Raw genomic sequence first — 21,367 nt, 5'->3', positions numbered from 1 at the left:
GGATTACCACGGGCGGGTGATGATCAGCGCATCATCCGATCGCCACCGCCCGAGGTGGTGTAGGAGCGTTCAGCGGACTCCGCCCTCCCAGGAGTTCAGGTCCGCAGCGATGCCCTTCGCCAGGGCGTACGGATCCCCGCTGGGGCCGTCCGCCCCGCTCGGATGCCGGGTGGTGCGCCGGGCCCACTCCTCCTCGAAGGCGTGCCAGTCGATCTCCCGGGGGGCCGCCCGCCGTACGAGGGACTCCTCCAGCGTCTCGAAGTAGGCGGCCCAGCGGGGTGCGTACAACTCCCCGATCAGGCCGCTCCATTCGCGGTTCGCGTAGTCGTGCAGGAAGCCGCCCTCGCTGGTGCTGCGCCGGCCCCACACGCTGAGGATCGAGCGGGCGTCGTACTCGTACCGGTCCTGCTCGGCCGCGTCCGCGCCCCAGGAGCGGGCCGCCGCCAGCCAGTCGCCGAGCAGGAAGTTCGGATCCGAGCCCGTGACGGCGTCCAACTGCCGCTCCCCGTCCGCCCACTGCGCGGTCAGTGCGCGCAGCCTGGCCAGGTCCTTGGCCTCGTACGCCGCCTTGATCTGCGGCAGCAGCACCCGCGAGTGGTTGGCCAGGGCCTGCCGGGCCGTGTCCACGAGGTCGAAGCGGTACGCGCTGGAGCCGCGCAGCTTCGGATCCACCTTGAGCAGGTGGTCCAGGGCCCTGCGCACCGCATCGGCCGGGTAGCGCATCGACTTGGGGCTCCAGTAGGCCGCCCCCACCGCGCTCAGGCTCGGCCGGGCGGTGAACAGGCTGTCCTGGGACTCCGACCACAGGCCCGAGGAGGTGCTGTACGGGCCCGCGCGCAGCTCCTCCCAGGCGGCGGCCGCCTCCTTGTCGGGCCGCCCGTAGCGGCGGCCCGCGAAATCGGCGAACCACTTGCGCTGGTCGATGGTCCCGGGTTCCCAGGCGAGATCGGTGAACAGGTCGAAGGCCGCCGGGTTGGTGCCGGTGGCCTCCGGCAGGTACGCGATGCCCTTCAGCGCGCTGCCGGCCTTGGCCCGCCAGGGACCGAACCGCTCGATCCACACGGAGGTGTTCGCGCCGATCGTGGTGTGCCCGCCGAAGTTGTAGATCGTGCCCATCGCGTACGGGACCCCGCCCCAGCGGGTCTCGCGGTCCAGGCGGTTGTACCGGTCGGACAGCCCGTCCAGGATCAGCAGCTTCGAGGTGTCCACCCCGGCGAGCAGCTCCGCCTTCGGGCTGTCCTGCCAGCCCAGCACGGCCCACATCGCGCCCGGGTGCGCGGCGTGCAGCGCCTTCTGGACGGCGGTGGCAGCCGCCTTCACATCGACGGTGCCCACCGTCCCGCCCTCGTGCAGCGGGCTCATACGGTACATGCCGCTGTCCCCGAACACGGCGCGCTGCTCCGCGTAGTAAGCGGCGGCCAGCTTCCCGAACACCGGGGAGGTCGGATCCAGCCAGTCGGGCCGGTCGAAGCCCGCCCAGTCGCCCTGCGCCACCGTCTTCGCGCCCGTGTTGCGGGCGGCGAACCCCGGCGGCACCGTACCGAAGTAGCCGGGCAGTACGGGGGTCATGCCGAGCCCGCGCAGCTGCTCGGCGATCCGCCCGCCGAGCTCGGCGCGCTCGCGCATCAGCCGCTCGGAGACCGGGCCGCCGAAGCCGCTGAGGTTCTGCAGCAGCCACCAGCTCTGGTGCCCGGGGCCGGGGATCCACTCGCGCAGCTCGGCGGCGGAGTAGCCGAAGCCCTGGAGCGCCCGGTAGTAGGGGTACTCGGCGCCCGCCTGCACGAACACCTCGTTGATGCCGTGCAGGGCGAGCAGGTCGATCTGCCGCTGGTGCTGCTCGAAGGTGCGGTACGCGCCCGAGTAGCCGTCGTCGGTGTCGTTGAGGGCGTACCGGTGCGGGACGAGCGCGCTGCGGGTGACCGGCGCGGGTACGGCGGGCAGCCGCGCCGGCAGCATCCCGATGCTGTCGCCCGGCCAGCCGATGTCGGCCCCGGCGACGTGCTGGAGGTACCAGCCGACGCCGGTGAGCAGGGTGGCCCCGGTGGAGCCGCGCACGGTGATCGCGCCGGCCGACCCGGACACGGTGAAGCGGTCGGCGCCGGCGGCCGGGTCTGGCACGAGGGTGAACTGGTCGGCATGGTGCGGCAGCAGGCGCCGCAACGCCTCGCGCGCGGGCCCCGTGTCGAAGGCCCGGGGCGCGGGCGCGGGGCCTCGCACGCCGGCCACGCCGGTCACGTCGGTCACGCCGGTCACGCCGGTCACGTCGGCCAGTGCGGGGGAGCCGGCGCCGAGTGCGACCACCAGGGCGGCGAGGGCGACCCGGCGGCGCAGCTGCGCGTGCCGCCGGCGCCGGGGTGGGGAGATCGTCATCCGTCGAATCACCGATCCGTGTCTGAGGTGGGTCCCGGGCTCGGGTCGGGGGCGCCGTCCGGGGCGGTGGCAGGACGGCGACCCCGTGGGGGCATCAGACGGGCAGGGACCAGGCCTGGTCGACGCGGTGGTCGCCGCAGTCGCTCAGGCGCAGCCGCCCGGCCGGGGCATCCGGGGTGGCGGCGGCCGCGGGGGCCGTCAGGCAGAGCCCGCCGGCCTCCTCGACCAGTGCCCCGTCCCGGCGGTGCGTCCAGCGCTGGCCCGGCTCACCGGGTGCGCACGCGGCCAGCTCCACGAGCCCTTCCCCGCCCGCCGAGAGGCACTTGCCGGTCAGCCGTACGCTGTCCTGCGGCCCCAGCACCCAGCGCTGGTCGCCGGCCGCTGTGCAGGGCGCGAGGACCACCGCGCCCACGCCGGCGGTGTTGACCCCGTCGGCGCACTGGGCGCCGTTTCCGGTGATCTGCCCGGTCGGCACGGCCGCGCCGCAGCCCTCGTGCGGGGTGAGCCGGAAGACCGCCGTGTCGTGCGCGGCCACCTTCCCCGTCAGGGAGGTCGACACCTCGGTGCTCCCGCCGGTCCACAGGTCCTTGGCGTCGACCGTGCAGGAGTACAGCCCGATGTCGGTGAGCGGTACGGAGATGTCGCGCGCACTGCCGGACCGGTTGAGCACGGCGACGGCGCGGTCGCCGTTCGCCAGCGGGCGGGCCAGCACCTCGAAGGTGGCGTTGGCGGAGAGCACGGCGCCCTGGCGGCCCATCGGGTCCTGGTCCAGCGCGATCAGGTCGGTGTTGCCCAGGGCGGCCAGCCCGGCCGGGGTGAGCCGGGAGACGTCGGAGGACAGGATGAAGGGGGCGGCCATCATCGCCCACAGCCCCACCTGGCTGCGGCTCTCGGCCTCGGTGAGCCCGGGGGAGCCCGCGATCAGGAAGTCGGGGTCGTTCCAGTTGCCGGGGCCCGCGTACCGGCCCAGCCAGCGGTTGTAGCCGTAGTTGCCGAGCACCGAGCTCCACCGGGAGGTCGCGGGCGCGGCGGGGTTGTAGACCTTGATGTCCTTGCCCTCGCGCCACAGCTGGCCGGTCTCGCCCACCCAGCCGAGCACCTTGTGCCAGTCGGAGCCGCCCCACTCGCCCTGCTGGAAGTAGGCGGGGGCCGAGGCCGAGAGCACCATGTCCCGGCCGCTCGCGCGCAGCCCCGCGGAGACGGCGTTGTAGGCGTCGCGGTACGCCTGCTCCTTCGTCCTGCCCGGCGGCACCCACAGGTTGCAGCCGTCCATCTTGACGTAGTCGACCTTCCACGACGCGAACAGCCGGGCGTCCTGGGCGTAGTGGTCGGGGCCGCCGCCGTCGGGGGAGCCGCTGCCGGGGTAGCGCTCGCAGGTGAGGGAGCCGGCGTCCTCGTAGATGCCGAACTTCAGTCCCTTGGCGTGCAGGTACTCGCCGAGCCAGGCCATGCCGCGCGGGAACTTCTGCGTGTCGACGACCAGGTTGCCGTCCGCGTCCCGGCTCTTGGTCATCCAGCAGTCGTCGACGGTCACCGTGTCGTAGCCCTTGGCCGCGAGGCCGCGGGCGACGAGCGCGTCGGCGTTCGCGACCACCTTGGCCTCGTCGATGTCGCACATGTAGTGCGCCCAGTTGTTCCAGCCCATGGGCGGGGTGAGCGCGAGCGGGGCGTCCGAGGTGGCGTACGGCTCGGCCGTCGCCTCCGGGGTGGGGGCGAGGCAGAAGGCGAGCAGGGCGGCCGCGGTCAGGCAGGGGAGCGACGCACGCAGGCGAGGCGGCACGGAGACTCCTTGGGGTGGGCGTACCGGTGGAGCTGCAGTGCGCTCAGTGCAGCGGTGCGACTACCCTCTGTCAACATAAGTCGATGGTTATGGCTCAATGACCAGCAATATGGCCGTAGTCGGCGTCACACGATCGAGGAGGAGGGAATGCGATACGCCGTATGTGCCACTGGCTGATACGGTGTATCTCATGCCGAGGAGATCAGCAGCCCTGGACCGCGCCACGCCCGAGGCGATCGCCGTCGCCGCCCTGCGCCTCATCGACGACGAGGGGCCGCACGCCCTGAGCTTCCGCGCCCTGGCCGACCGGCTGGAGGTCTCGCACGCCACCGTCCAGCGCCGCTGCACCGACCTCGCCGGACTCCTCGACCTCTGTACCGAGCACCTCGCCGGGCAGCTGCCCGAGATCCCGGCCGGGACCGGCTGGGCGGAGGCCGCCGAGCTGCGGTTCACCGCCCTGTACCGGCTGCTCGTCGCCCACCCCGGCCTGCTCGTGCTCCGCGGCGGCCGGCCCTGGCTGGGCCGCCAGCTGCTGGCCCGGCTGGTCGAGCCCGCGCTCGCCGACAGCGTGGCCGCCGGGATGACGGCCGCCGAGGCGATGACCGCGTACCGCCGCATGTACCTGCTGACCCTCGGCTGCGCCGCCTTCGTGGACCACCGCGATCCGGCCGGTGCCACGGCTGCCTCGCGGGCGGCGCTGGCCGCGCTGGATCCGCAGGAGTTCCCCGTGCTCGCGGGCGGGCTGGCCGACGTACTGCCCGCCCTGACCGACCACGAGGTGTACCACGGCGCGCTGCGCCAGCTGATCGAGGCCAACCGGCCCGCCGTCTGAAGGGAATCCCATCGTGGAACAGCAGCTCGACCACGCCGCCGTACGCGCCGCCGCCGACCGGATAGCCGGGTCGGTCCGTCCCGTCGCCGTCGTGCCCGCCGCCGAGGGCCTCTGGTTCGCCCTGGAGTACCTCCAGCACACCGGGTCCTTCAAGGCCCGCGGCGCCCGCAACTTCCTGGCCGCCCACCGCGATGCGGGGACCCTGCCGGACGCGGGCGTCACCATCGCCTCGGGTGGCAACGCGGGCCTGGCCTGCGCCTGGGCCGCCCGCGCGCAGTCCGTCCCCGCGACGGTGTTCCTGCCCGCCACTGCCCCGCGGGTGAAGGTGGAGCGGCTGCGCGGGTACGGGGCGGACGTACGGCTCGTCGGGGACCGGTACGCCGAAGCGCTCGCCGCGTGCGAGGAGTTCGCGGCGCAGAGCGGCGCGCTGAGCAGCCACGCGTACGACCACCCGCTCATCGCGGCGGGCGCGGGTACGGTGCTGGACGAGATCCGGGCCGGGCTGCCGGGGCTGGACACCGTGGTCGTCGCGGTGGGCGGCGGCGGGCTCTTCGCGGGTGTCGCGGCCGCGGCCCGCGAGCACGGGGTACGGGTCGTCGCGGCCGAGCCGGAGAACTGCCGGGCCCTGAACGCCGCCCTGGAGGCGGGACGGCCCGTCGACGTGGCCGTGGACTCGATCGCCGCCGACTCGCTGGGTGCCACCCGGGTCTCGGCGACCGCTCTGGCCGCCGCGCAGCGGGAGGGCGTACGGTCCGTCCTGGTCCCGGACCCGGCGATCGCGGAGGCCCGGCGCGCGCTGTGGGAGGAGCACCGGATCGTGGTGGAGGCGGGGGCGGCCACGGCCCTGGCGGCCGTACGGAGCGCCCCGGAGCCGCTGGGCGAGCGGGTGGCCGTCGTCCTGTGCGGCGCGAACACCGACCCGGCGGACCTGACGGCGGACCTGACGGCTTGACCCCGCGCCTCCCGGACTCCGCCTGGCGCGGGGCGACGGTACCGGTCGCGGCCGAGAACGAGCGGCTGCGACCGGCACCGCCGCAACGACCCTCAGACGACGTCGAATTCGTTGCCCTCGGGGTCCTGCAGGGCGGCGGCGTAGAAGCCCGCCTCCGGCTCGTCCTTGATCCGCAGCACGGTGGCGCCGGCTTCGACCAGCCGTTCCACCGTGGCCTTGACCCGCTGTGCGCGGACCTCCAGCGGGACGTCACGGCCCCCACCGACCTTCAGGTCGAAGTGCCAACGGTTCTTGGCGACCTTCGCCTCCGGGACCTGCTGGAACCAGACCCTCGGCCCACGTCCCGCGGGATCGATGATCGACTCCGGCACGTCCCCGGCACCGGCTGGCAACTCCGCTTCGGGTACCCCCATCGCCGCCCAGTGGGCGCGCCACGTGGCGTGGCCGCCCGGCGGAGGCTCGGGCACGTAGCCCAGGGCCTGGGCCCAGAAGGCCACCATCCTCGGCGGATCGGAGCAGTCGATCGTCAGCTGCACTGTCATCTCCATGCCCGGAGCATCCCAGGCGGGTCCGACAGTCGGTCCCCTGCGCAACGGGCCCAGGGGGCGTCTTGCCGATCAGGTCGGGTCCTGGTCCTCGTCGTCCGCGAGGGCGCGGACGACGACCACCGTGCTCGCCGCGTACTGCACGACCTGCCGGCTCGGCGGAAGACGGGGACGCCGGGCGGCGAACGGATTGGTGTTCCACTCCCAGCTCATGACGGCGTGCACCCGGCCGCCGGCGAGGGGGGCCGACCTCGAACGGCGACGATCGTTGCGGGCGCCGAAGACTTTGGAGGACAGCGCGCGGTACCCGTGGCTTGCGAAGGTCTGAGTGTCGGCGAGACCGGCAGGACCGGCAGGACACGAAGGTACGGAGGAACGGACGTGGCACAGCGCAAGGGCTGTCTGATCGGCTGCGGGGTGGCGTTGGTGCTCGGCATCGCGGCCGTCGGGGCGCTCGTCTTCGGCGTCGGGAAGGTGGTGGACGCCGCGGGCGAGACCATGCTCGAACCCGGCGTCTACCGGTCGGTGAACGTCGGTGACCCGGAGGATGCGGTCCGCGCGAAGATGCCGTCCGGTGAGAGCTTCATCAAGGGCGCCCTGAAGTCGGGCGGTCCGGCCGAACCCGAGGGCAGCGTGTGCTCCTGGTACGTCTCCGCCGAGGACAGCGGCGGGGACACGGTGTACCGCTTCTGCTTCAAGGACGGAAAACTCGCCGAGAAGGTCGAGTACCGGATGAAGTAGCTCAGTTTGCGGGGGAGTTGCAGGTAAAGCGCATTAGTGTGCAGGCGCTCCGACCGCCGATAAGGAGTCAACATCCGGTGTCCGGGCAGGCGTCGTTATCGAATCGATATCGCCTCGGAGCGGGTCGGAACTAAAGCGCATCAGTCCTGGTCGCCGTGGTGTTGACTTCACGAGTTCCCTCTGCCTGTAAGGACGTTGCCGCCTTTCGGGACCCACCGGTACCCGCCCATCCGTACTTCGGCCACATTGACGCGATCTGGATTTGGGGTCAGCGTGGGCTGCGCGCTCCGGCAGAGAGGCCGGAACTCCCCCCGAAGGTGGCGACGATGACCCGTTCGAACGCGACCCGTACCGCCGTCGCCACGCTCGTGGCCGGCACGTTCCTCGCGGTCTCCGCCTGCGGGGTCGGCGGCGCCGAGGACGTGCGGGAGGGCAGGAAGACGGGCGAGGTCTCCGGCGAGATCACCTTCCGCACCCTCCAGCTCAAGCCCAAGTTCACGGGGTACGTCCAGGGCGTCATCGACGCGTTCGAGAAGAAGTACCCGGGGGCGAAGGTCAGATGGGAGGACGTCCCCGGCGACGGCTACAACGAGAAGCTCGTCGCCGACGCCCAGGCCGGCGCCCTCCCGGACGTGGTCAACCTCTCCACCGACTCCTTCCAGCTCCTCGGCGACAGGGGCCTGCTCGCCGACGTCGCCGCGCTCGATCCCGAGGTGGCGAAGGAGTACGTCCCCGGCGCCTGGGAGCAGTTCAAGCTCCCGGGGAAGGGGGACGGTGTGTACGCGTACCCCTGGTACGTGACCCCGGAGATCCTCACCTACAACAAGGAGCTCTTCGAGAAGTCCGGGCTGGACCCGGCGCGGCCGCCGACCAGCGTCGAGCAGTTCTTCGACTACGCCGACAAGATCGCCGCCTCCTCCGGTGGCCGGTACTCCGCCTTCATGGCCGACCCCAAGGGCCGCCTGCCGGGGGACTGGCAGAAGATGGGCGTACCGATCCTCAGCCAGGCGCAGGATCGTTTCGTCTTCGACACCCCCAAGGCCGTCGAGTGGGTCGAGCGGATGAAGGACCTGTACGCCAAGGGCGCGATGCCCAAGGAGTCCCTCCTCAAGTCCGACGACATCAACCAGCTGTACGGCGGCGGCAAGCTGGTCTTCGGTCCCGGCTCCCCGGGCTTCGTCAAGGACATCAGGCAGAACGCCCCGCAGATCTACGCCGGCACCCAGGTCGCGGGGGCCGTCACCGGCACACTCGGCCACATCGGGATCTACGCCCAGTCGCTCGGCGTCAAGAAGGACACCAAGCACCTCGACGCCGCGACCGAGTTCGCGAAGTGGGTGACCAACGGTCCCAACCAGGTGGAATTCTCCAAGAACGCGACCATCTACCCGTCCAACGCCCAAGGCCTGGCCGATCCGCGCTTCGCGGACCGGGGCGACGGCAAGGACGCCGAGACGGTCGCCCGCGCGGTCGGCGCCGAGCAGCTGCGGAGCGCCGCGCTGGACGCCAACACCCCGGTCCAGTGGACCAATCAGGTCGGCGACGCCGTCGTCCGGGAGATGCAGAAGGCGATCCAGGGCGAGCAGGACCCGCGGACCGCCGTACGCAAGGCCCAGGAGGAGGCGAACCAGCTGCTCGCCAAGTCGGCCCGCAAATGACGCCGGGCCCCGCCCGCCCCGACGGCCCCGCCCGCCCCGCCAGAGCGCGCCGCAAGGCCCTCGCGGCCATGGAGGCCGAGACCGGGCTGGTGCACCGCAGGTGGTGGACCCCGTACCTCTTCCTCGCACCCGGCCTGGTGATGGTGGCCCTGTTCAGCCTGTGGCCGTTCGTCAACACCGTCGTCCTGTCCCTCACCGACGCCCAGATCCTGCGCGGCGGCACCTTCGTCGGCCTCGACAACTACACCCGGGCCTTCGCCGACCCCGACTTCTGGACCGCGGCCGGCAACAGCGTGCTGTACCTCGTGGTGTGCGTCCCCTGCCTGGTCCTGCTGCCGCTCGCCCTCGCCGTGCTCGTCCAGGCGAAGGTCCCCGGCATCGGGTTCTTCCGCTCGGCCTTCTACACCCCCGTGATCGCGTCCGCCGTGGTCGTCGGCCTGATCTGGCAGTGGGTGCTGCGCAGCGACGGACTCGTCAACACCGTCTTCCGCAGGCTGAGCATCGTCTCGGAGCCGGTCCCGTTCCTGACGGACAGCACGATGCTGCTGGTCTCCGCCATGATCGTGACCGTGTGGAAGGGCCTCGGCTACTACATGGTGTTCTACCTGGCCGCGCTCGGGAACGTCTCGCCCTCGCTCCACGAAGCGGCCGCGCTGGACGGAGCCGGTCCCGTCCGCCGCTTCTTCAGCATCACCGTCCCCCAGGTGAAGCCGATGATGCTGCTGGTGGGCACCTTGTCGGCCATCTCCGCCCTGCGGGTCTTCACCGAGATCTACATCCTGGGCGGCGAGAGCGGCGGCCCCGGCGGCGGCGCCCGTACGCTGCCCTTCCTCATCCGGCAGGTCGGGCTCGGCTTCTCCGGCGAGACCGGCTACGCCTGCGCCCTCTCGATCCTGCTGTTCCTGCTGACCCTGGTCTTCAGCCTGCTGGGCCGGCGCCTGTCGAAGGGGGACGAGACGTGACCGCCACGCCCCGCGGACGGCTCGGGCTCGCCGCCCGCTACGCCACGCTGGCCTTGATGCTCGTCGTCATGCTCGGGCCGATCGTCTGGCAGTTCCTGACCTCGATCCGCGGTCGCACCGAGAACGTGTACGACGGCGTACTGCCCGCGCGGCCCACCCTCGACAACTACGTCCTGGTCGCCGAGTCCTTCCCGCTCCTGCAGTACGTCGGCAACACGCTGATCGTGGCCGCCCTCGCGATCACCTCGAACCTGCTCTTCGCGGCGATGGGCGGGTACGCCCTCTCCCGGGCGGGCTGGAAGGGCCGCAAGTCCGTCTTCACGGTCCTGGTGGCCACCCTCATGTTCCCGTTCGAGTCCGTGATGATCTCGATGTTCCTGACCGTCCGCGAGATGGGCCTGGTCGACACCCTCATCGGGGTGTGGCTCCCCGGCGCGGTCTCCGTCCTCAACATCATGGTCATGCGCTCGGCCTTCCTCGCCGTGCCCAAGGAGGTGGAGGAGTCCGCGGTCCTGGACGGGGCGAACGAGTGGACCCGGTTCACCCGGCTCTTCCTCCCCGCCGCCAAGGGAGCCCTGGCCGTCGTCTGCATCACCAGCTTCATGGGCGCCTGGGACGACTTCCTCTGGCCCCTGCTGGTCCTCACCGACAGCGACCACTACACCCTCCAGCTCGGCCTGAAGAGCCTGGCCGGCGCCACCACCACCAACGACCAGCGGATCATCGCCGCCGGCGCGATGGCGGCGCTCCTGCCGATGATGCTGCTCTTCTTCGCACTCCAGCGTTACTTCTTCAAGGGGGTGGGCGAGGGAGCCGTCAAGATCTGAGCCCCGCCGCCCCCGCCTGCCGTTTGTGACCCCTCCCTCCTTTGGAGCAGCCGTCATGCACGACGACCGCAGCATCACCGAACACCGCCTGCGCCGGGTCCTCAAGGAGCGCATCAAGCCCGCCGTCCACTCCCGTCCGCTCCCGCTGGCGGTCGAGCGCTGGGAGGCGCCGGGCGAGCCCGTGCCGGTCGCCGAGGGGCTCGCCGCCCCGTACGGACCCTGCGCGATCGGCGACAGCTGGGGCCCGGCCTGGGGCACCACCTGGTTCAAGGTCACCGGAACCGTCCCGGCCGAGTGGGCGGGGCGTACGGTCGAGGCCGTCCTCGACCTCGGCTTCGACCGGATGATGCCCGGCTTCCAGTGCGAGGGGCTGGTCCACCGGGCCGACGGCAGCGAGGTCAAGGCGCTGAACCCGTACAACGACTGGGTGCGTGTCGCCGACCCGGCGGCCGGCGGCGAGCAGGTCGAATGGTACGTCGAAGCCGCCTCCAACCCCGTCCTGGTCGACCACTCGGCCACGTACGAGGGGGACCGGCAGACCAGCGGCGAACAGCCCCTCTACCGGCTCGCCCGGATGGACCTCGCCGTCTTCGAGACCGAGGTCTGGGAGCTCGTACAGGACCTCGAAGTCCTCCACGACCTCATGACGCAGCTCGGCGAGGCCGACGCCCGGCGGTACGAGATCCTGCGCGCGATCGACGCGGCCCTGGACGCGGTGGACCTCGGGGACGTCCCCGGGACGGCCGGCGCCGCCCGTACGTGCCTGACCGCCGTGCTGGCCGCCCCCGCCCACGCCTCCGCGCACCGGATCAGCGCGGTCGGGCACGCCCACATCGACTCCGCCTGGCTGTGGCCGCTGCGCGAGACGGTCCGCAAGGTCTCCCGCACCACGTCCAACGTGGTCAGCCTGATGGACGCGCACCCCGAGTTCGTCTTCGCCATGTCGCAGGCCCAGCAACTGGAGTGGATCAAGACCCACCGGCCCGAGCTCTTCGAGCGGATCAAGAAGAAGATCGCGGACGGGCAGTTCGTACCGGTCGGCGGCATGTGGGTGGAGTCCGACACCAACATGGTCGGCGGCGAGGCGATGGCCCGTCAGTTCCTCTACGGCAAGAAGTTCTTCCTGGACGAATTCGGCATCGAGACCCACAACGTTTGGCTGCCCGACTCCTTCGGGTACACCGCCGCGATGCCGCAGATCGTGAAGCTGTCCGGCTCGAAGTGGTTCCTGACGCAGAAGATCTGCTGGTCGCAGGTGAACGCGTTCCCGCACCACACCTTCTGGTGGGAGGGCATCGACGGCACCCGCGTCTTCACCCACTTCCCGCCCGTCGACACCTACAACAGCGACCTCGGCGGTGCGCAGCTGGCCCACGCGGCATCCAACTACCGTGAGAAGGGGCGGGGTTCACGCTCCCTCGTGCCCTTCGGCTGGGGCGACGGAGGCGGCGGTCCCACCCGCGAGCACCTGGCCCGCGCCCGGCGCCAGCGCGACCTCGAAGGCTCCCCGCGCGTGGAGATCGAGCGGCCCGACGCCTTCTTCGAGAAGGCGCACGCCGAGTACGCGGACGCGCCCGTCTGGGCCGGCGAGCTGTACCTGGAGCTGCACCGCGGGACGTACACCTCGCAGGCCAAGACCAAGCAGGGCAACCGGCACAGCGAATCGCTGTTGCGCGAGGCCGAGTTGTGGGCGGCCACCGCCGCCGTCCGGGTGCCGGGGTACGCGTATCCGTACGAGGACCTGGAGCGGATCTGGAAGACCGTACTGCTCCACCAGTTCCACGACATCCTCCCCGGATCGTCGATCGCCTGGGTGCACCGCGAGGCCCGCGCGACGTACGCGGAGGTACGGGAGGAACTGCGCGGGATCACGCTGGCCGCCCAGAGCGCCCTGGCCGGAGAGGGCGCCGTCGAACTGGTCTTCAACTGCGCCCCGCACACCCGGCGCGGTGTCCCGGCCGGCGGCGCGGGCCCGGCGCAGGCACCGGCCGGGCAACATCGGGTCACCGTGGAGGAGCGGCACGGCGGCGGGCACGTCCTCGCCAACGGGCGGCTCCTGGTGGAGATCGACGGCCGCGGGCTGATCGTCTCGGCGTACGACCTGGAGGCGCGCCGGGAGGCGCTGGCCCCGGGGCGGGCCGCGAACCTGCTCCAGATCCACCCCGACTTCCCGAACATGTGGGACGCCTGGGACATCGACGCGTTCTACCGCAACAGCGTCACCGACCTGGTGGAGCTGGACGCGCTGGAGGTGGCCGAGGCCGGCCCCGACGCGGTGACGGTCCGCGTCGCGCGCTCCTTCGGCCGCTCGGCGGCCGTCCAGTCGATCACGCTGCGGGCCGGGGCCAAGACCGTGGACCTGGTCACGGAGGTGGACTGGCACGAGAGCGAGAAGTTCCTGAAGGCCGCCTTCCCGCTCGACGTGAAGGCCGAACGGTCCGCCTCGGAGACCCAGTTCGGGCACGTGTACCGGGCGACGCACACCAACACCTCGTGGGAGGCGGCCAAGTTCGAGATCTGCGCCCACCGGTGGATCCACGTGGAGGAGCCGGGGTGGGGGACGGCGATCCTCAACGACTCCACTTACGGCCACGACGTGACCCGGGACGTGCGTCCGGACGGGGGCCAGACCACCACGGTCCGCCTCTCGCTGCTGCGGGCCCCGCGCTATCCGGACCCGGAGACCGACCAGGGCGCCCACACCCTGCGGTTCTCGCTGGCGCCGGGGGCCGAGATCGCGGACGCGGTCCGCGAGGGCCACGCGCTGAACCTGCCGGAGCGGGTGCTCCGCGGGGCGGCCCCGGTGGCCCCGCTGCTGTCCGTGGACGACGACGCGGTGGTGGTCGAGGCGGTCAAACTGGCCGAGGACCGCAGCGGTGACGTGGTCGTCCGCCTCTACGAATCCCGCGGCGGCCGCGCGAGGGCCTGCCTGAAGGCGGATTTCCGCATCGCGGAGGCGACGGAGAGCGACCTCCTGGAACGCCCCCTGCCGGGCCAGGCGGTCTCCGCCCCGGCCGCGGACGGCGCGGTCGCCCTGACCCTGCGCCCCTTCCAGATCCTCACGGTCCGCCTGCGCCGCCCCTGATCGCCCTGCGGCTGCGCCCGCCCCCCCGCCCCCCCCCCCGGGCGGCCGGGGGGCGGGATCCGGCGGGCGTGAACTCCGCCACTTGGTTATGCACCTAGTTGCACAATCGGGTGCTCCTCGCCTAGAACAGGTTCATCACCCCCGTGCGAGGAGGCACCCCCCGATGAGCCCGCAGAGTTCCCAGAGCCGGTACCCGCACCTGCTGAGCCCCCTGGACCTCGGCTTCACCACGCTGCCGAACCGCGTGATCATGGGGTCGATGCACACCGGCCTCGAAGAGCACCAGGGCGGCTTCGAGCGGCTCGCCGCCTTCTACGCCGAGCGCGCCCGCGGCGGCGCCGGCCTGATCGTCACCGGCGGCATCGCCCCGAACGACGCCGGCCGCCCCTTCGAGGGCGGATCCCGCCTCACCACCGAGGAGGAGGCGGCCGAGCACCGGGTGATCACCGAGGCCGTGCACGCCGAGGGCGGGAAGATCGCGATGCAGATCCTCCACTTCGGCCGCTACGCCTACCACAAGGACCTGGTCGCCCCCAGCGCCCTCCAGGCCCCCATCAGCCCCTTCGTCCCGAACGAGCTCAGCGACATCGAGGTCGAGCGCACCGTCGAGGACTTCGTCCGCGCCGCCCGCCTCGCCAAGCTCGCCGGCTACGACGGCGTCGAGATCATGGGCTCCGAGGGCTACCTGATCAACGAGTTCATCGCCGCCGCCACCAACAAGCGCACCGACCGCTGGGGCGGCGCGTACGAGAACCGCATGCGCTTCCCGCTGGAGATCGTCCGGCGCACCCGCGCGGCCGTCGGCGAGGACTTCATCCTCATCTACCGCCTCTCCATGCTCGACCTGATCCCCGGCGGCTCCACCCTCGACGAGGTCGTCCGCCTCGCCAAGGAGATCGAGGCGGCCGGCGCCACCATCATCAACACCGGCATCGGCTGGCACGAGGCCCGCATCCCCACCATCGCCACCTCCGTCCCGCGCGGCGCCTACACCTGGGTCACCAAGCGGCTGATGGGCGCGGTCTCCGTCCCCCTCGTCACCAGCAACCGCATCAACACCCCGGAGAAGGCCGAGGAGATCCTCGCCGACGGCCGCGCCGACCTGGTCTCGCTGGCCCGCCCCTTCCTGGCCGACGCCGAGTTCGTCGCCAAGGCCGCCGCCGGCCGCTCCGAGACCATCAACACCTGCATCGGCTGCAACCAGGCCTGCCTCGACCACACCTTCAGCGGCAAGATCACCAGCTGTCTGGTCAACCCGCGCGCCTGCCACGAGACCGAACTCGTGCTCTCGCCCACGCAGCTGAAGAAGCGCGTCGCCGTCGTCGGCGCCGGCCCGGCCGGCCTCGCCTGCGCCGTCTCCGCCGCCGAACGCGGACACGCCGTCACCCTCTTCGAGGCCTCCGGCCACATCGGCGGGCAGCTCGACATCGCCCGCCGCATCCCGGGCAAGGAGGAGTTCGAGGAGACCATCCGCTACTTCGGCACCCAGCTCGCCGCCCGCGCCGTCGACGTCCGGCTGAACACCCGCGCCGACGTGGAGACCCTCCAGGGCTACGACGAGATCGTCGTCGCCACCGGCGTCACCCCCCGCACCCCCGACATCGAGGGCGTGGAGCGCGCCGATGTCGTCAGCTACCTCGACGTACTGCGCGACGGCGCCCCCGTCGGAGAGCGCGTCGCCGTCGTCGGCGCGGGCGGCATCGGCTTCGACGTCGCCGAGTTCCTCACCGACAGCGGCGAGGGCGCCTCCCAGGACCCCGAGACGTACTTCCGCCACTGGGGCGTCGACACCGCCTACGCCGGCCCCGGCGGGCTCACCGCCCCCGAGCGGCCCGCGCCCCCGCGCCAGGTCCACCTCCTCCAGCGCAAGACCACCAAGGTCGGCGCCGGCCTCGGCACCACCACCGGCTGGATCCACCGCGCCGAGCTCAAGCACCGCGGAGTCGTCTCGGTCGCGGGTGCCACGTACGACCGGATCGACGACGAGGGCCTGCACATCACCGTCGGCGGCGAGGAGCGGCTCGTCCCCGCCGACACGGTCGTCCTGTGCACCGGCCAGGAGCCGCGCCGGGACCTGTACGAGGCCCTGCTCGCGGCCGGGGCCCGGCCGCACCTGATCGGCGGCGCGGACGTGGCCGCCGAGCTCGACGCCAAGCGGGCGATCCGCCAGGGCACGGAACTGGCGGCGAGCCTCTGATCCGCCTGCGGAACGCGCACTGCGCCAAAGGGTGTTGTGGCGGCCGGGCCCCGGCCGCCACAATCTCCGGGTGACCTTGACACCCGCAGACGCAGACAAGATCCTCGCCGACCACTTCGCCCCGTGGGTGCTCGCCCTCGGGCTGACCGTCCAGGAGACGGGCGAGCGGCACGCCGTACTGCGGCTGCCCTGGTCCGAGTCGCTGGCCCGGGACGGCGGCGGCCTCTGCGGGCAGGCGCTGATGGCGGCCGCCGACACCGCCACCGTCATCGCGATCTCCGCCGCGCGCGGGGCGTACGGCCCGATGACCACCGTCCAGCAGTCGACCAGCTTCCAGCGGCCGGTGGTCGGCGCCGACGTGCTGATCGGCGTCCGGGTGACCAAGCTGGGCAAGCGCATGGCCTTCGCCGACATCACCATGACGCCCGAGGGCGCCGACGAGCCGTCCGCGACGGCGTCGACGGTCTACGCCCTCCTGGGCTGAACCGGGTGACGGCCCCGGTCCGCCACCCCTCGCTCTGGCGCAACCGCGATTTCAACGTCTTCTGGCTCGGCCAGGCGCTGTCGGTCCTCGGCGGGTCGATCTCGCTGCTCGCACTGCCCGTCCTGGTCCTCGACGCCACCGGATCCGTGGTCCAGATGGGCCTGATCACGGTCATCTCGGGGGTCGCCGCCATCGCGACCGGCCTGTTCGCCGGGTACGTGGTGGACCGTACCGACCGGCGCCGCCTGATGATCGCCTGCGATCTCCTGCGGGCGCTGCTGATGGGCTCGGTACCGCTCGTCTGGCTGGTGGCCGGCCCGCGGATCTGGCTGCTGTACGTGGTGACGGCGCTGGTCACCGTCCTGAAGACGCTGTTCGACGTGGCGTACGTGACGGCGGTGCCGAACCTGGTGGCCGTCGAGCACCTGACCGCCGCCAACGGACGGCTGACGGCGGCCTTCGCCTTCGGGACCCTGTGCGGTCCGGCGGCGGCCGGGTTCATCGCCGCCGCCGTGGGCGCGGACTGGGCGCTCGGGGTGGACGGGGCGACCTTCCTGGTCTCGGCCCTGAGCCTGCGGTGGGTGGCCTTCCGGCGGGAGGGGGCCGACGCGTCGCGGACCGCCGGGCCGGAGCCGGGGAAGCTGCGCGAGATGTTCACCGAGGGGTTCCGCTTCCTCTGGGCCCACCCCGTGCTGCGGGCGCTGACCGTGCTGCTCACGCTGCTGACCTTCGTCACCCTGGGCGCGACCGACTTGCTGATCTTCCGGGTCCAGGAGGAACTCGGCCGGAGCGAGGCCACACTCGGCCTCGTCATCGCCCTGAGCGGACTGGGCGTCGTCCTCGCGGCCTTCGCCGCCGCGCCGCTGCGCCGCACCTTCGGCTTCGGAGTCTGCTGGCTGGGCTCGACCGCGCTGATCGGCGCGGCGGTGGCGGTGACCGGCGTGAGCCGGAGCCTGCCGGTGATCACCGCCGCGGCCGCGGTGTTCATGTTCGGGCTGACCCTCGGCGCGGTCTGCTCCCTGACCCTGCGCCAGGAGGTGACCCCGGACGCCCTGCTCGGGCGGGTCACCTCCGCCTTCTGGACCGTGCACGGCGCCTCCGGACCGGTGGGGGCGGCCGCCCTGACCGTGCTGGCCGGCCGGCACGGGGTGCCCGCCGTCAGCGTGGGCGCCGGGGTGTTCTGCCTGCTCATCGTCGGGGCGGGGCTGCTGACACCGCTGCGGGGGAGCCGGACCGGGGCCGCCCCGGCGCAGGGCCCGGCGGTGCCGGGTCCGCTCGGCGGGATCCGGCGCTCGTCACGCCGGTGAGGTGTGCCGCCCCGGCCCGGTGGCGGGCCCGCGGAGCCGTGCGGCGCGCGCCCGGGGTGCGGGTCTGCGATCGTGGATCGTAGGGGAGTGTACGGAGGAGCAGTCATGTCCGGACAGTTCGAGTCGACCGTCGAGATCGACCGGCCCGTCGGGGAGGTCTTCGCCTATCTGGCCGACGGCCGCAACGACCCGCAGTTCAGCCCGAGGGTGCAGGAGATCAGCAGGACGCCCGATGCCCCGACCGGAGTGGGAACGGTCTTCCGCAGCACGGTCAAGGACGCCGGGATGAAGACCGGCCGTGAGTTCCGCATCACCGGCTTCGAGCCGGAGAAGCTGATCCGCTGGACCGAGCAGAGCAAGAACCTGGTCACGGCCGAGGGCGGATACGACTTCGAAGCCCTCCCCGGCGGCCGTACCCGCGTCCGCGTCTTCAACACCCTTGAAGGACACGGGTTCGGCAAGCTGCTGGTGGGCCTGGCGGTGAGCGCGGCCCGCAAGGACGCGCCCGACTTCGGCCGCCGGATCAAGGCCGCCGCGGAGGCGGCCTGACCGGCGGCCGAAGCCCGTGGGGTCAGTACCCCGTGGTGGTCGGCACCCGTGGTGTCAGAACCTCCCGTCCGCCAGGACCGGGAAGCGCTGCGGCGACTGCGGGGCGATCTCGGAGCGGCGCTCCTGCGCGCCCGGGGTCGTGCGGCAGGTCACGTCCCGGGCGGGCAGTTCGCCCGTCGCCAGGTAGGAGTTGACCGTGGCGTTGGCGCAGGAGTTCGGGTCCGCGAGGTACACGCCGTGGCCCTCACCGCCCAGCGCGAGGACCATCCGCGAGCCCTTCAGGGCCTTGTGCAGACCCTGGCCGCTGACCAGCGGGGTCTGGGAGTCCCACTCGTTCTGCACGGTCAGGACGTTCGTCTTCGTCTTCATCGCCGTGGGCGGTTCGACCGGCCGCTGCCAGTACGCGCACGGCTTGATGTTGGACGCGAAGTCCCCGTACAGCGGGTACCTGGCCTTGTCCTTCACGGCTTCCCGCTCGTACTGCTCCGGATAGCGGGGCCATTCCGTGTCCCCGCACACCACGGACCAGAAGACGGCGGTTCCGTTGTCCGAGGCCGGCCCGGCCCCGGAGGTCGGCTTCAGCAGCCTGCGCTGGGGCTCGGTCGGCCGGACCGGCTTTCCGTCGGCCGCGTCCTTCAGCATCTTGACCAGGGGAGCCGCCTGCGAGGGGTAGAAGAAGAGGCCGCGCGCGGTGCGGATGTCATCGCCCGTGAGCTTCGTGCCCTCGAACTCGATCGGCTGCTCGTTCGCCCGCGCCACGAGGTCCCAGAAGGTCTTGGAGACCGCGTCCGGGGTGTCGCCGAGCCCGTAGTCGGCCGAGTGCTCGGCCGTCCACTGCGCCCACCGCTTGAAGGCGGGCTCCGCCTCGGTCGCCCACACCTGGATCATGCCCCGCCAGATGCGCTGCGGGTCCACGCCGCTGTCGAGCACGAAGCGGTCGCTGCGCTCCGGGAACATCTGGGTGTACACCGCGCCCAGGTAGGTGCCGTACGAGTAACCGACGTAACTGATCTTCTTCTCGCCCAGCGCGGCGCGGATCGCGTCCATGTCGCGCGCGGTGTTGCGGGTGGTGATGAACGGCAGGACCGAGCCCGACTTCTCGCGGCACTTGTCCGCGACCGTACGCGCCCAGGCCACGTCCGCCGGGAACGTCTCCTCCTTGTACGGACGGTCGATGTTCTGCTCGGTGTCGGTCATCCCGCAGGTGATGGGGGTGGAGGCGCCGACTCCGCGCGGGTCGAAGCCGATCAGGTCGTACTGGTCGCGCACGTCCTTCGGCATCAACTCGTTCATCATCAGCGGCAGATCGAGTCCGGTGCCCCCCGGTCCGCCCGGGTTGAGCAGCATGGCGCCGTGCCGCTTGGCCGGGTTCTCGCTCTTGATCCGTGATATCGCGAGGTCGATCGTGCGGCCCTGCGGGCGCCGGTAGTCGAGCGGAACCTTGATCGTCGCGCACTCGTACGAGGCGGGCTGATCGGTGCTGCAGCGCTGCCACGCCGGCTTCTGCGGGGTGTACTGCGCGGCCGGCGCGGCGCCGGCCTGCGTAGCGGAGAGCAGGGGCACGGTGGTCGCGATGAGACCGGCGGCGGCGAGCATGGGTGCGAGGCGTTTCATGTTCACGAAGAGCCGTTTCCTTCCGTGAATGCGATGGCCTCACCACCTTGTTGTACGAGGGCCCCCGGGCGAATCATCCCGAAGGGCCGGTCGGCATGCGTCTCACGAACGAGCTCACATCCGGACAACTGGCCGACACGCGGAAGGAATCGGAGCCCGGAGGACGGGACATCCGTCAGGCGCCGGTGACGCGCTCGATGGCGACCATCGCCGCGTCGTCGCCCAGACTGCCGCCCGGCGAGTGCGCCAGCAGGTCCGCGCAGAGGTGGCGCAGCAGGGCGTCCGGGCCGTCCCCCGGCCAGTCGGCGGCCCGCTCCGGCAGCGGGTAGAAGGTGCCCTGGGCGTCGCGGGCCTCGATGACGCCGTCCGTGTAGAGCAGGACCATGTCGCCCGGCTCGAAGGGGAAGGACTGGGGGGCGAAGCCGGTGTCCACGTACCGGGTCAGGCCCAGCGGCGGCGCCGGGTGGTCCACCTCAAGGGGGATGACCCGTCCTCCCCGCAGCAGCAGGGGCGGCGGGTGCCCGCAGCTGATGAGCCGTAGGGTCATCTCCCGATCCGGGATGTCCAGTACCGTCGCCGTGGTGAACGCCTCGCCGGGGTCGTCGGCCGGCTCGTCCGCGCCGTCCGGGTCCGCGGCCACGGCGGCCTCCAGGTAGGCGACCAGCGTCGGCAGGTCCGCCTCCTGGTGGGCGGCGGCCCGGAACGCGCCGAGCACCAGGGCGGCGTCCCCGACGGCCTCCAGGCCCTTGCCGCGGACGTCGCCGACGATCAGCCGGGTGCCGTGCGGGGTGCGGGTGGCGGCGTACAGGTCCCCGCCGATCTGCGCCTCGGCCTCCGCGGCCAGGTACACGGAGGCCAGGCGCAGCGGGCCCATCCGGTCCCTCAGCGGCCGCAGGACCACCTCCTGCGCCGCCTCGGCGACCGAGCGCAGTTGCGTCAGCTGTTTCTCGTGGACCTCCCGCAGGTGCGCGAAGAGCGTGACGAAGATCGAGATCAGGACCAGCGCGATGATCTGGAAGGTGTGGTTCAGGTCGGTGGCGGTGGTCCGCACCACGGCGACGCTCACCTGGGCCGCGACGGCCACCGCCCCGACGAACCCCGTCATCCAGGGGCCGGCGAAGGAGGCGGTGAGGGCCGGGGCCGCCACCAGGAACGGACCCAGGTGGACATCGGGCGGAGCCAGGACGTCGACCACCGTGACGGCCGCGATCAACGCGAAGGGAACCGCCAGCAGGGGCAGGCGCGGTTCGCCGACCTGGCGGTGGCTCGGATGCGGCGGCCGATGGTCCATGACTCCTGAATACACCGCGCGTATTGTTCCCGCGCACCGGCCGCGCACCTGCCGCGCACCGGCCGCGCTCCGTCGTACGGCCGTATCGGCGGGCGGCTGCGCTGCCGGTCCGGGGGAGTGGAGGGAGGATGGGAGCACCCCGGGCGCGGGCCCGGGGCATGGGCCGAGCAGGC

At 72.1% G+C, this 21,367-nt stretch carries 17 protein-coding genes; 11 read left to right on the top strand and 6 right to left on the bottom strand.

Going from position 1 to position 21,367, the window contains the following annotated elements; translation table 11 throughout:
* Positions 1–69: 69 nt before the first annotated feature.
* Both CP980_RS05440 and CP980_RS05435 read right to left on the bottom strand, forming a co-directional pair.
* Positions 70–2,370, bottom strand: a complete 2,301-nt coding sequence (locus CP980_RS05440; protein ID WP_150492789.1) for an alpha-N-acetylglucosaminidase — start codon at positions 2,368–2,370, stop codon at positions 70–72.
* Between the two features lie 94 nt (positions 2,371–2,464).
* Positions 2,465–4,150, bottom strand: a complete 1,686-nt coding sequence (locus tag CP980_RS05435; protein ID WP_229906833.1) for a ricin-type beta-trefoil lectin domain protein — start codon at positions 4,148–4,150, stop codon at positions 2,465–2,467.
* A 190-nt stretch (positions 4,151–4,340) separates the two neighbouring features.
* On the opposite strand from CP980_RS05435, the gene CP980_RS05430 reads away from it, so the two are divergent.
* On the top strand, positions 4,341–4,982 hold the full coding sequence (locus CP980_RS05430) for a TetR/AcrR family transcriptional regulator (protein WP_123511597.1): 642 nt from the start codon (positions 4,341–4,343) through the stop codon (positions 4,980–4,982).
* 13 nt (positions 4,983–4,995) lie between these two features.
* Positions 4,996–5,934, top strand: coding sequence for a serine/threonine dehydratase (locus CP980_RS05425; RefSeq protein ID WP_132754517.1), 939 nt, complete (start codon positions 4,996–4,998; stop codon positions 5,932–5,934).
* A gap of 92 nt (positions 5,935–6,026) precedes the next feature.
* Here CP980_RS05425 and CP980_RS05420 read toward each other — a convergent pair whose 3' ends face one another.
* Together CP980_RS05420 and CP980_RS35010 are read right to left on the bottom strand one after the other, a co-directional pair.
* The gene (locus CP980_RS05420) at positions 6,027–6,482 is read right to left on the bottom strand and encodes a VOC family protein (RefSeq protein ID WP_150492788.1); all 456 of its coding nucleotides are present in this window, start codon (positions 6,480–6,482) and stop codon (positions 6,027–6,029) included.
* A gap of 69 nt (positions 6,483–6,551) precedes the next feature.
* Complete coding sequence (locus CP980_RS35010; RefSeq protein ID WP_167535796.1) at positions 6,552–6,692, bottom strand: hypothetical protein; 141 nt, start codon at positions 6,690–6,692, stop codon at positions 6,552–6,554.
* A gap of 168 nt (positions 6,693–6,860) precedes the next feature.
* Here CP980_RS35010 and CP980_RS05415 point away from each other — a divergent pair, with 168 nt between their 5' ends.
* From CP980_RS05415 to CP980_RS05375, 9 genes are all read left to right on the top strand, one after another.
* Positions 6,861–7,220 (top strand): hypothetical protein, encoded by a 360-nt coding sequence (locus tag CP980_RS05415; protein ID WP_132754513.1) that lies wholly within the window; start codon positions 6,861–6,863, stop codon positions 7,218–7,220.
* A 326-nt stretch (positions 7,221–7,546) separates the two neighbouring features.
* Positions 7,547–8,878, top strand: coding sequence for an ABC transporter substrate-binding protein (locus tag CP980_RS05410; RefSeq protein WP_150492787.1), 1,332 nt, complete (start codon positions 7,547–7,549; stop codon positions 8,876–8,878).
* On the top strand, positions 8,875–9,840 hold the full coding sequence (locus CP980_RS05405) for a carbohydrate ABC transporter permease (RefSeq protein ID WP_373312778.1): 966 nt from the start codon (positions 8,875–8,877) through the stop codon (positions 9,838–9,840). Before CP980_RS05410 ends, CP980_RS05405 begins: the two co-directional genes overlap by 4 nt.
* Entirely contained in the window at positions 9,837–10,667 is an 831-nt protein-coding gene (locus tag CP980_RS05400) for a carbohydrate ABC transporter permease (RefSeq protein WP_150492786.1), read from the top strand. Before CP980_RS05405 ends, CP980_RS05400 begins: the two co-directional genes overlap by 4 nt.
* 55 nt (positions 10,668–10,722) lie before the next feature.
* Positions 10,723–13,752 (top strand): alpha-mannosidase, encoded by a 3,030-nt coding sequence (locus tag CP980_RS05395; protein WP_150492785.1) that lies wholly within the window; start codon positions 10,723–10,725, stop codon positions 13,750–13,752.
* Between the two features lie 163 nt (positions 13,753–13,915).
* Positions 13,916–15,949, top strand: a complete 2,034-nt coding sequence (locus CP980_RS05390; RefSeq protein ID WP_150492784.1) for an NADPH-dependent 2,4-dienoyl-CoA reductase — start codon at positions 13,916–13,918, stop codon at positions 15,947–15,949.
* Between the two features lie 70 nt (positions 15,950–16,019).
* Positions 16,020–16,433, top strand: a complete 414-nt coding sequence (locus tag CP980_RS05385; protein WP_132754502.1) for a PaaI family thioesterase — start codon at positions 16,020–16,022, stop codon at positions 16,431–16,433.
* 5 nt (positions 16,434–16,438) lie between these two features.
* Complete coding sequence (locus tag CP980_RS05380; protein ID WP_229906834.1) at positions 16,439–17,740, top strand: MFS transporter; 1,302 nt, start codon at positions 16,439–16,441, stop codon at positions 17,738–17,740.
* Between the two features lie 105 nt (positions 17,741–17,845).
* The gene (locus CP980_RS05375; protein WP_132754500.1) at positions 17,846–18,289 is read left to right on the top strand and encodes an SRPBCC family protein; all 444 of its coding nucleotides are present in this window, start codon (positions 17,846–17,848) and stop codon (positions 18,287–18,289) included.
* Between the two features lie 54 nt (positions 18,290–18,343).
* Here CP980_RS05375 and CP980_RS05370 read toward each other — a convergent pair whose 3' ends face one another.
* Positions 18,344–19,903, bottom strand: a complete 1,560-nt coding sequence (locus CP980_RS05370) for an alpha/beta hydrolase (RefSeq protein ID WP_167535941.1) — start codon at positions 19,901–19,903, stop codon at positions 18,344–18,346.
* Between the two features lie 175 nt (positions 19,904–20,078).
* A complete protein-coding gene (locus CP980_RS05365; protein ID WP_150492782.1) occupies positions 20,079–21,194 on the bottom strand; it encodes a PP2C family protein-serine/threonine phosphatase in 1,116 nt (371 codons plus the stop codon).
* Positions 21,195–21,367: the final 173 nt, after the last annotated feature.

Source organism: Streptomyces vinaceus (assembly GCF_008704935.1).
In the GTDB taxonomy this organism is placed as follows: Bacteria; Actinomycetota; Actinomycetes; order Streptomycetales; family Streptomycetaceae; genus Streptomyces; species Streptomyces vinaceus.
Note: the sequence above shows the minus strand (reverse complement) of the source record. Positions and strands in the feature narration are given on the sequence as shown.

What these genes read in the sequence shown, in the direction of transcription:
- CP980_RS05440 (WP_150492789.1), bottom strand. Translation starts at nt 2,370, where the DNA reads ATGACGATCTCCCCACCCCGGCGCCGGCGGCACGCGCAGCTGCGCCGC.
- CP980_RS05430 (WP_123511597.1), top strand. Translation starts at nt 4,341, where the DNA reads ATGCCGAGGAGATCAGCAGCCCTGGACCGCGCCACGCCCGAGGCGATC.
- CP980_RS05420 (WP_150492788.1), bottom strand. Translation starts at nt 6,482, where the DNA reads ATGGAGATGACAGTGCAGCTGACGATCGACTGCTCCGATCCGCCGAGG.
- CP980_RS35010 (WP_167535796.1), bottom strand. Translation starts at nt 6,692, where the DNA reads ATGAGCTGGGAGTGGAACACCAATCCGTTCGCCGCCCGGCGTCCCCGT.
- CP980_RS05410 (WP_150492787.1), top strand. Translation starts at nt 7,547, where the DNA reads ATGACCCGTTCGAACGCGACCCGTACCGCCGTCGCCACGCTCGTGGCC.
- CP980_RS05405 (WP_373312778.1), top strand. Translation starts at nt 8,875, where the DNA reads ATGACGCCGGGCCCCGCCCGCCCCGACGGCCCCGCCCGCCCCGCCAGA.
- CP980_RS05395 (WP_150492785.1), top strand. Translation starts at nt 10,723, where the DNA reads ATGCACGACGACCGCAGCATCACCGAACACCGCCTGCGCCGGGTCCTC.
- CP980_RS05390 (WP_150492784.1), top strand. Translation starts at nt 13,916, where the DNA reads ATGAGCCCGCAGAGTTCCCAGAGCCGGTACCCGCACCTGCTGAGCCCC.
- CP980_RS05375 (WP_132754500.1), top strand. Translation starts at nt 17,846, where the DNA reads ATGTCCGGACAGTTCGAGTCGACCGTCGAGATCGACCGGCCCGTCGGG.
- CP980_RS05370 (WP_167535941.1), bottom strand. Translation starts at nt 19,903, where the DNA reads ATGAAACGCCTCGCACCCATGCTCGCCGCCGCCGGTCTCATCGCGACC.
- CP980_RS05365 (WP_150492782.1), bottom strand. Translation starts at nt 21,194, where the DNA reads ATGGACCATCGGCCGCCGCATCCGAGCCACCGCCAGGTCGGCGAACCG.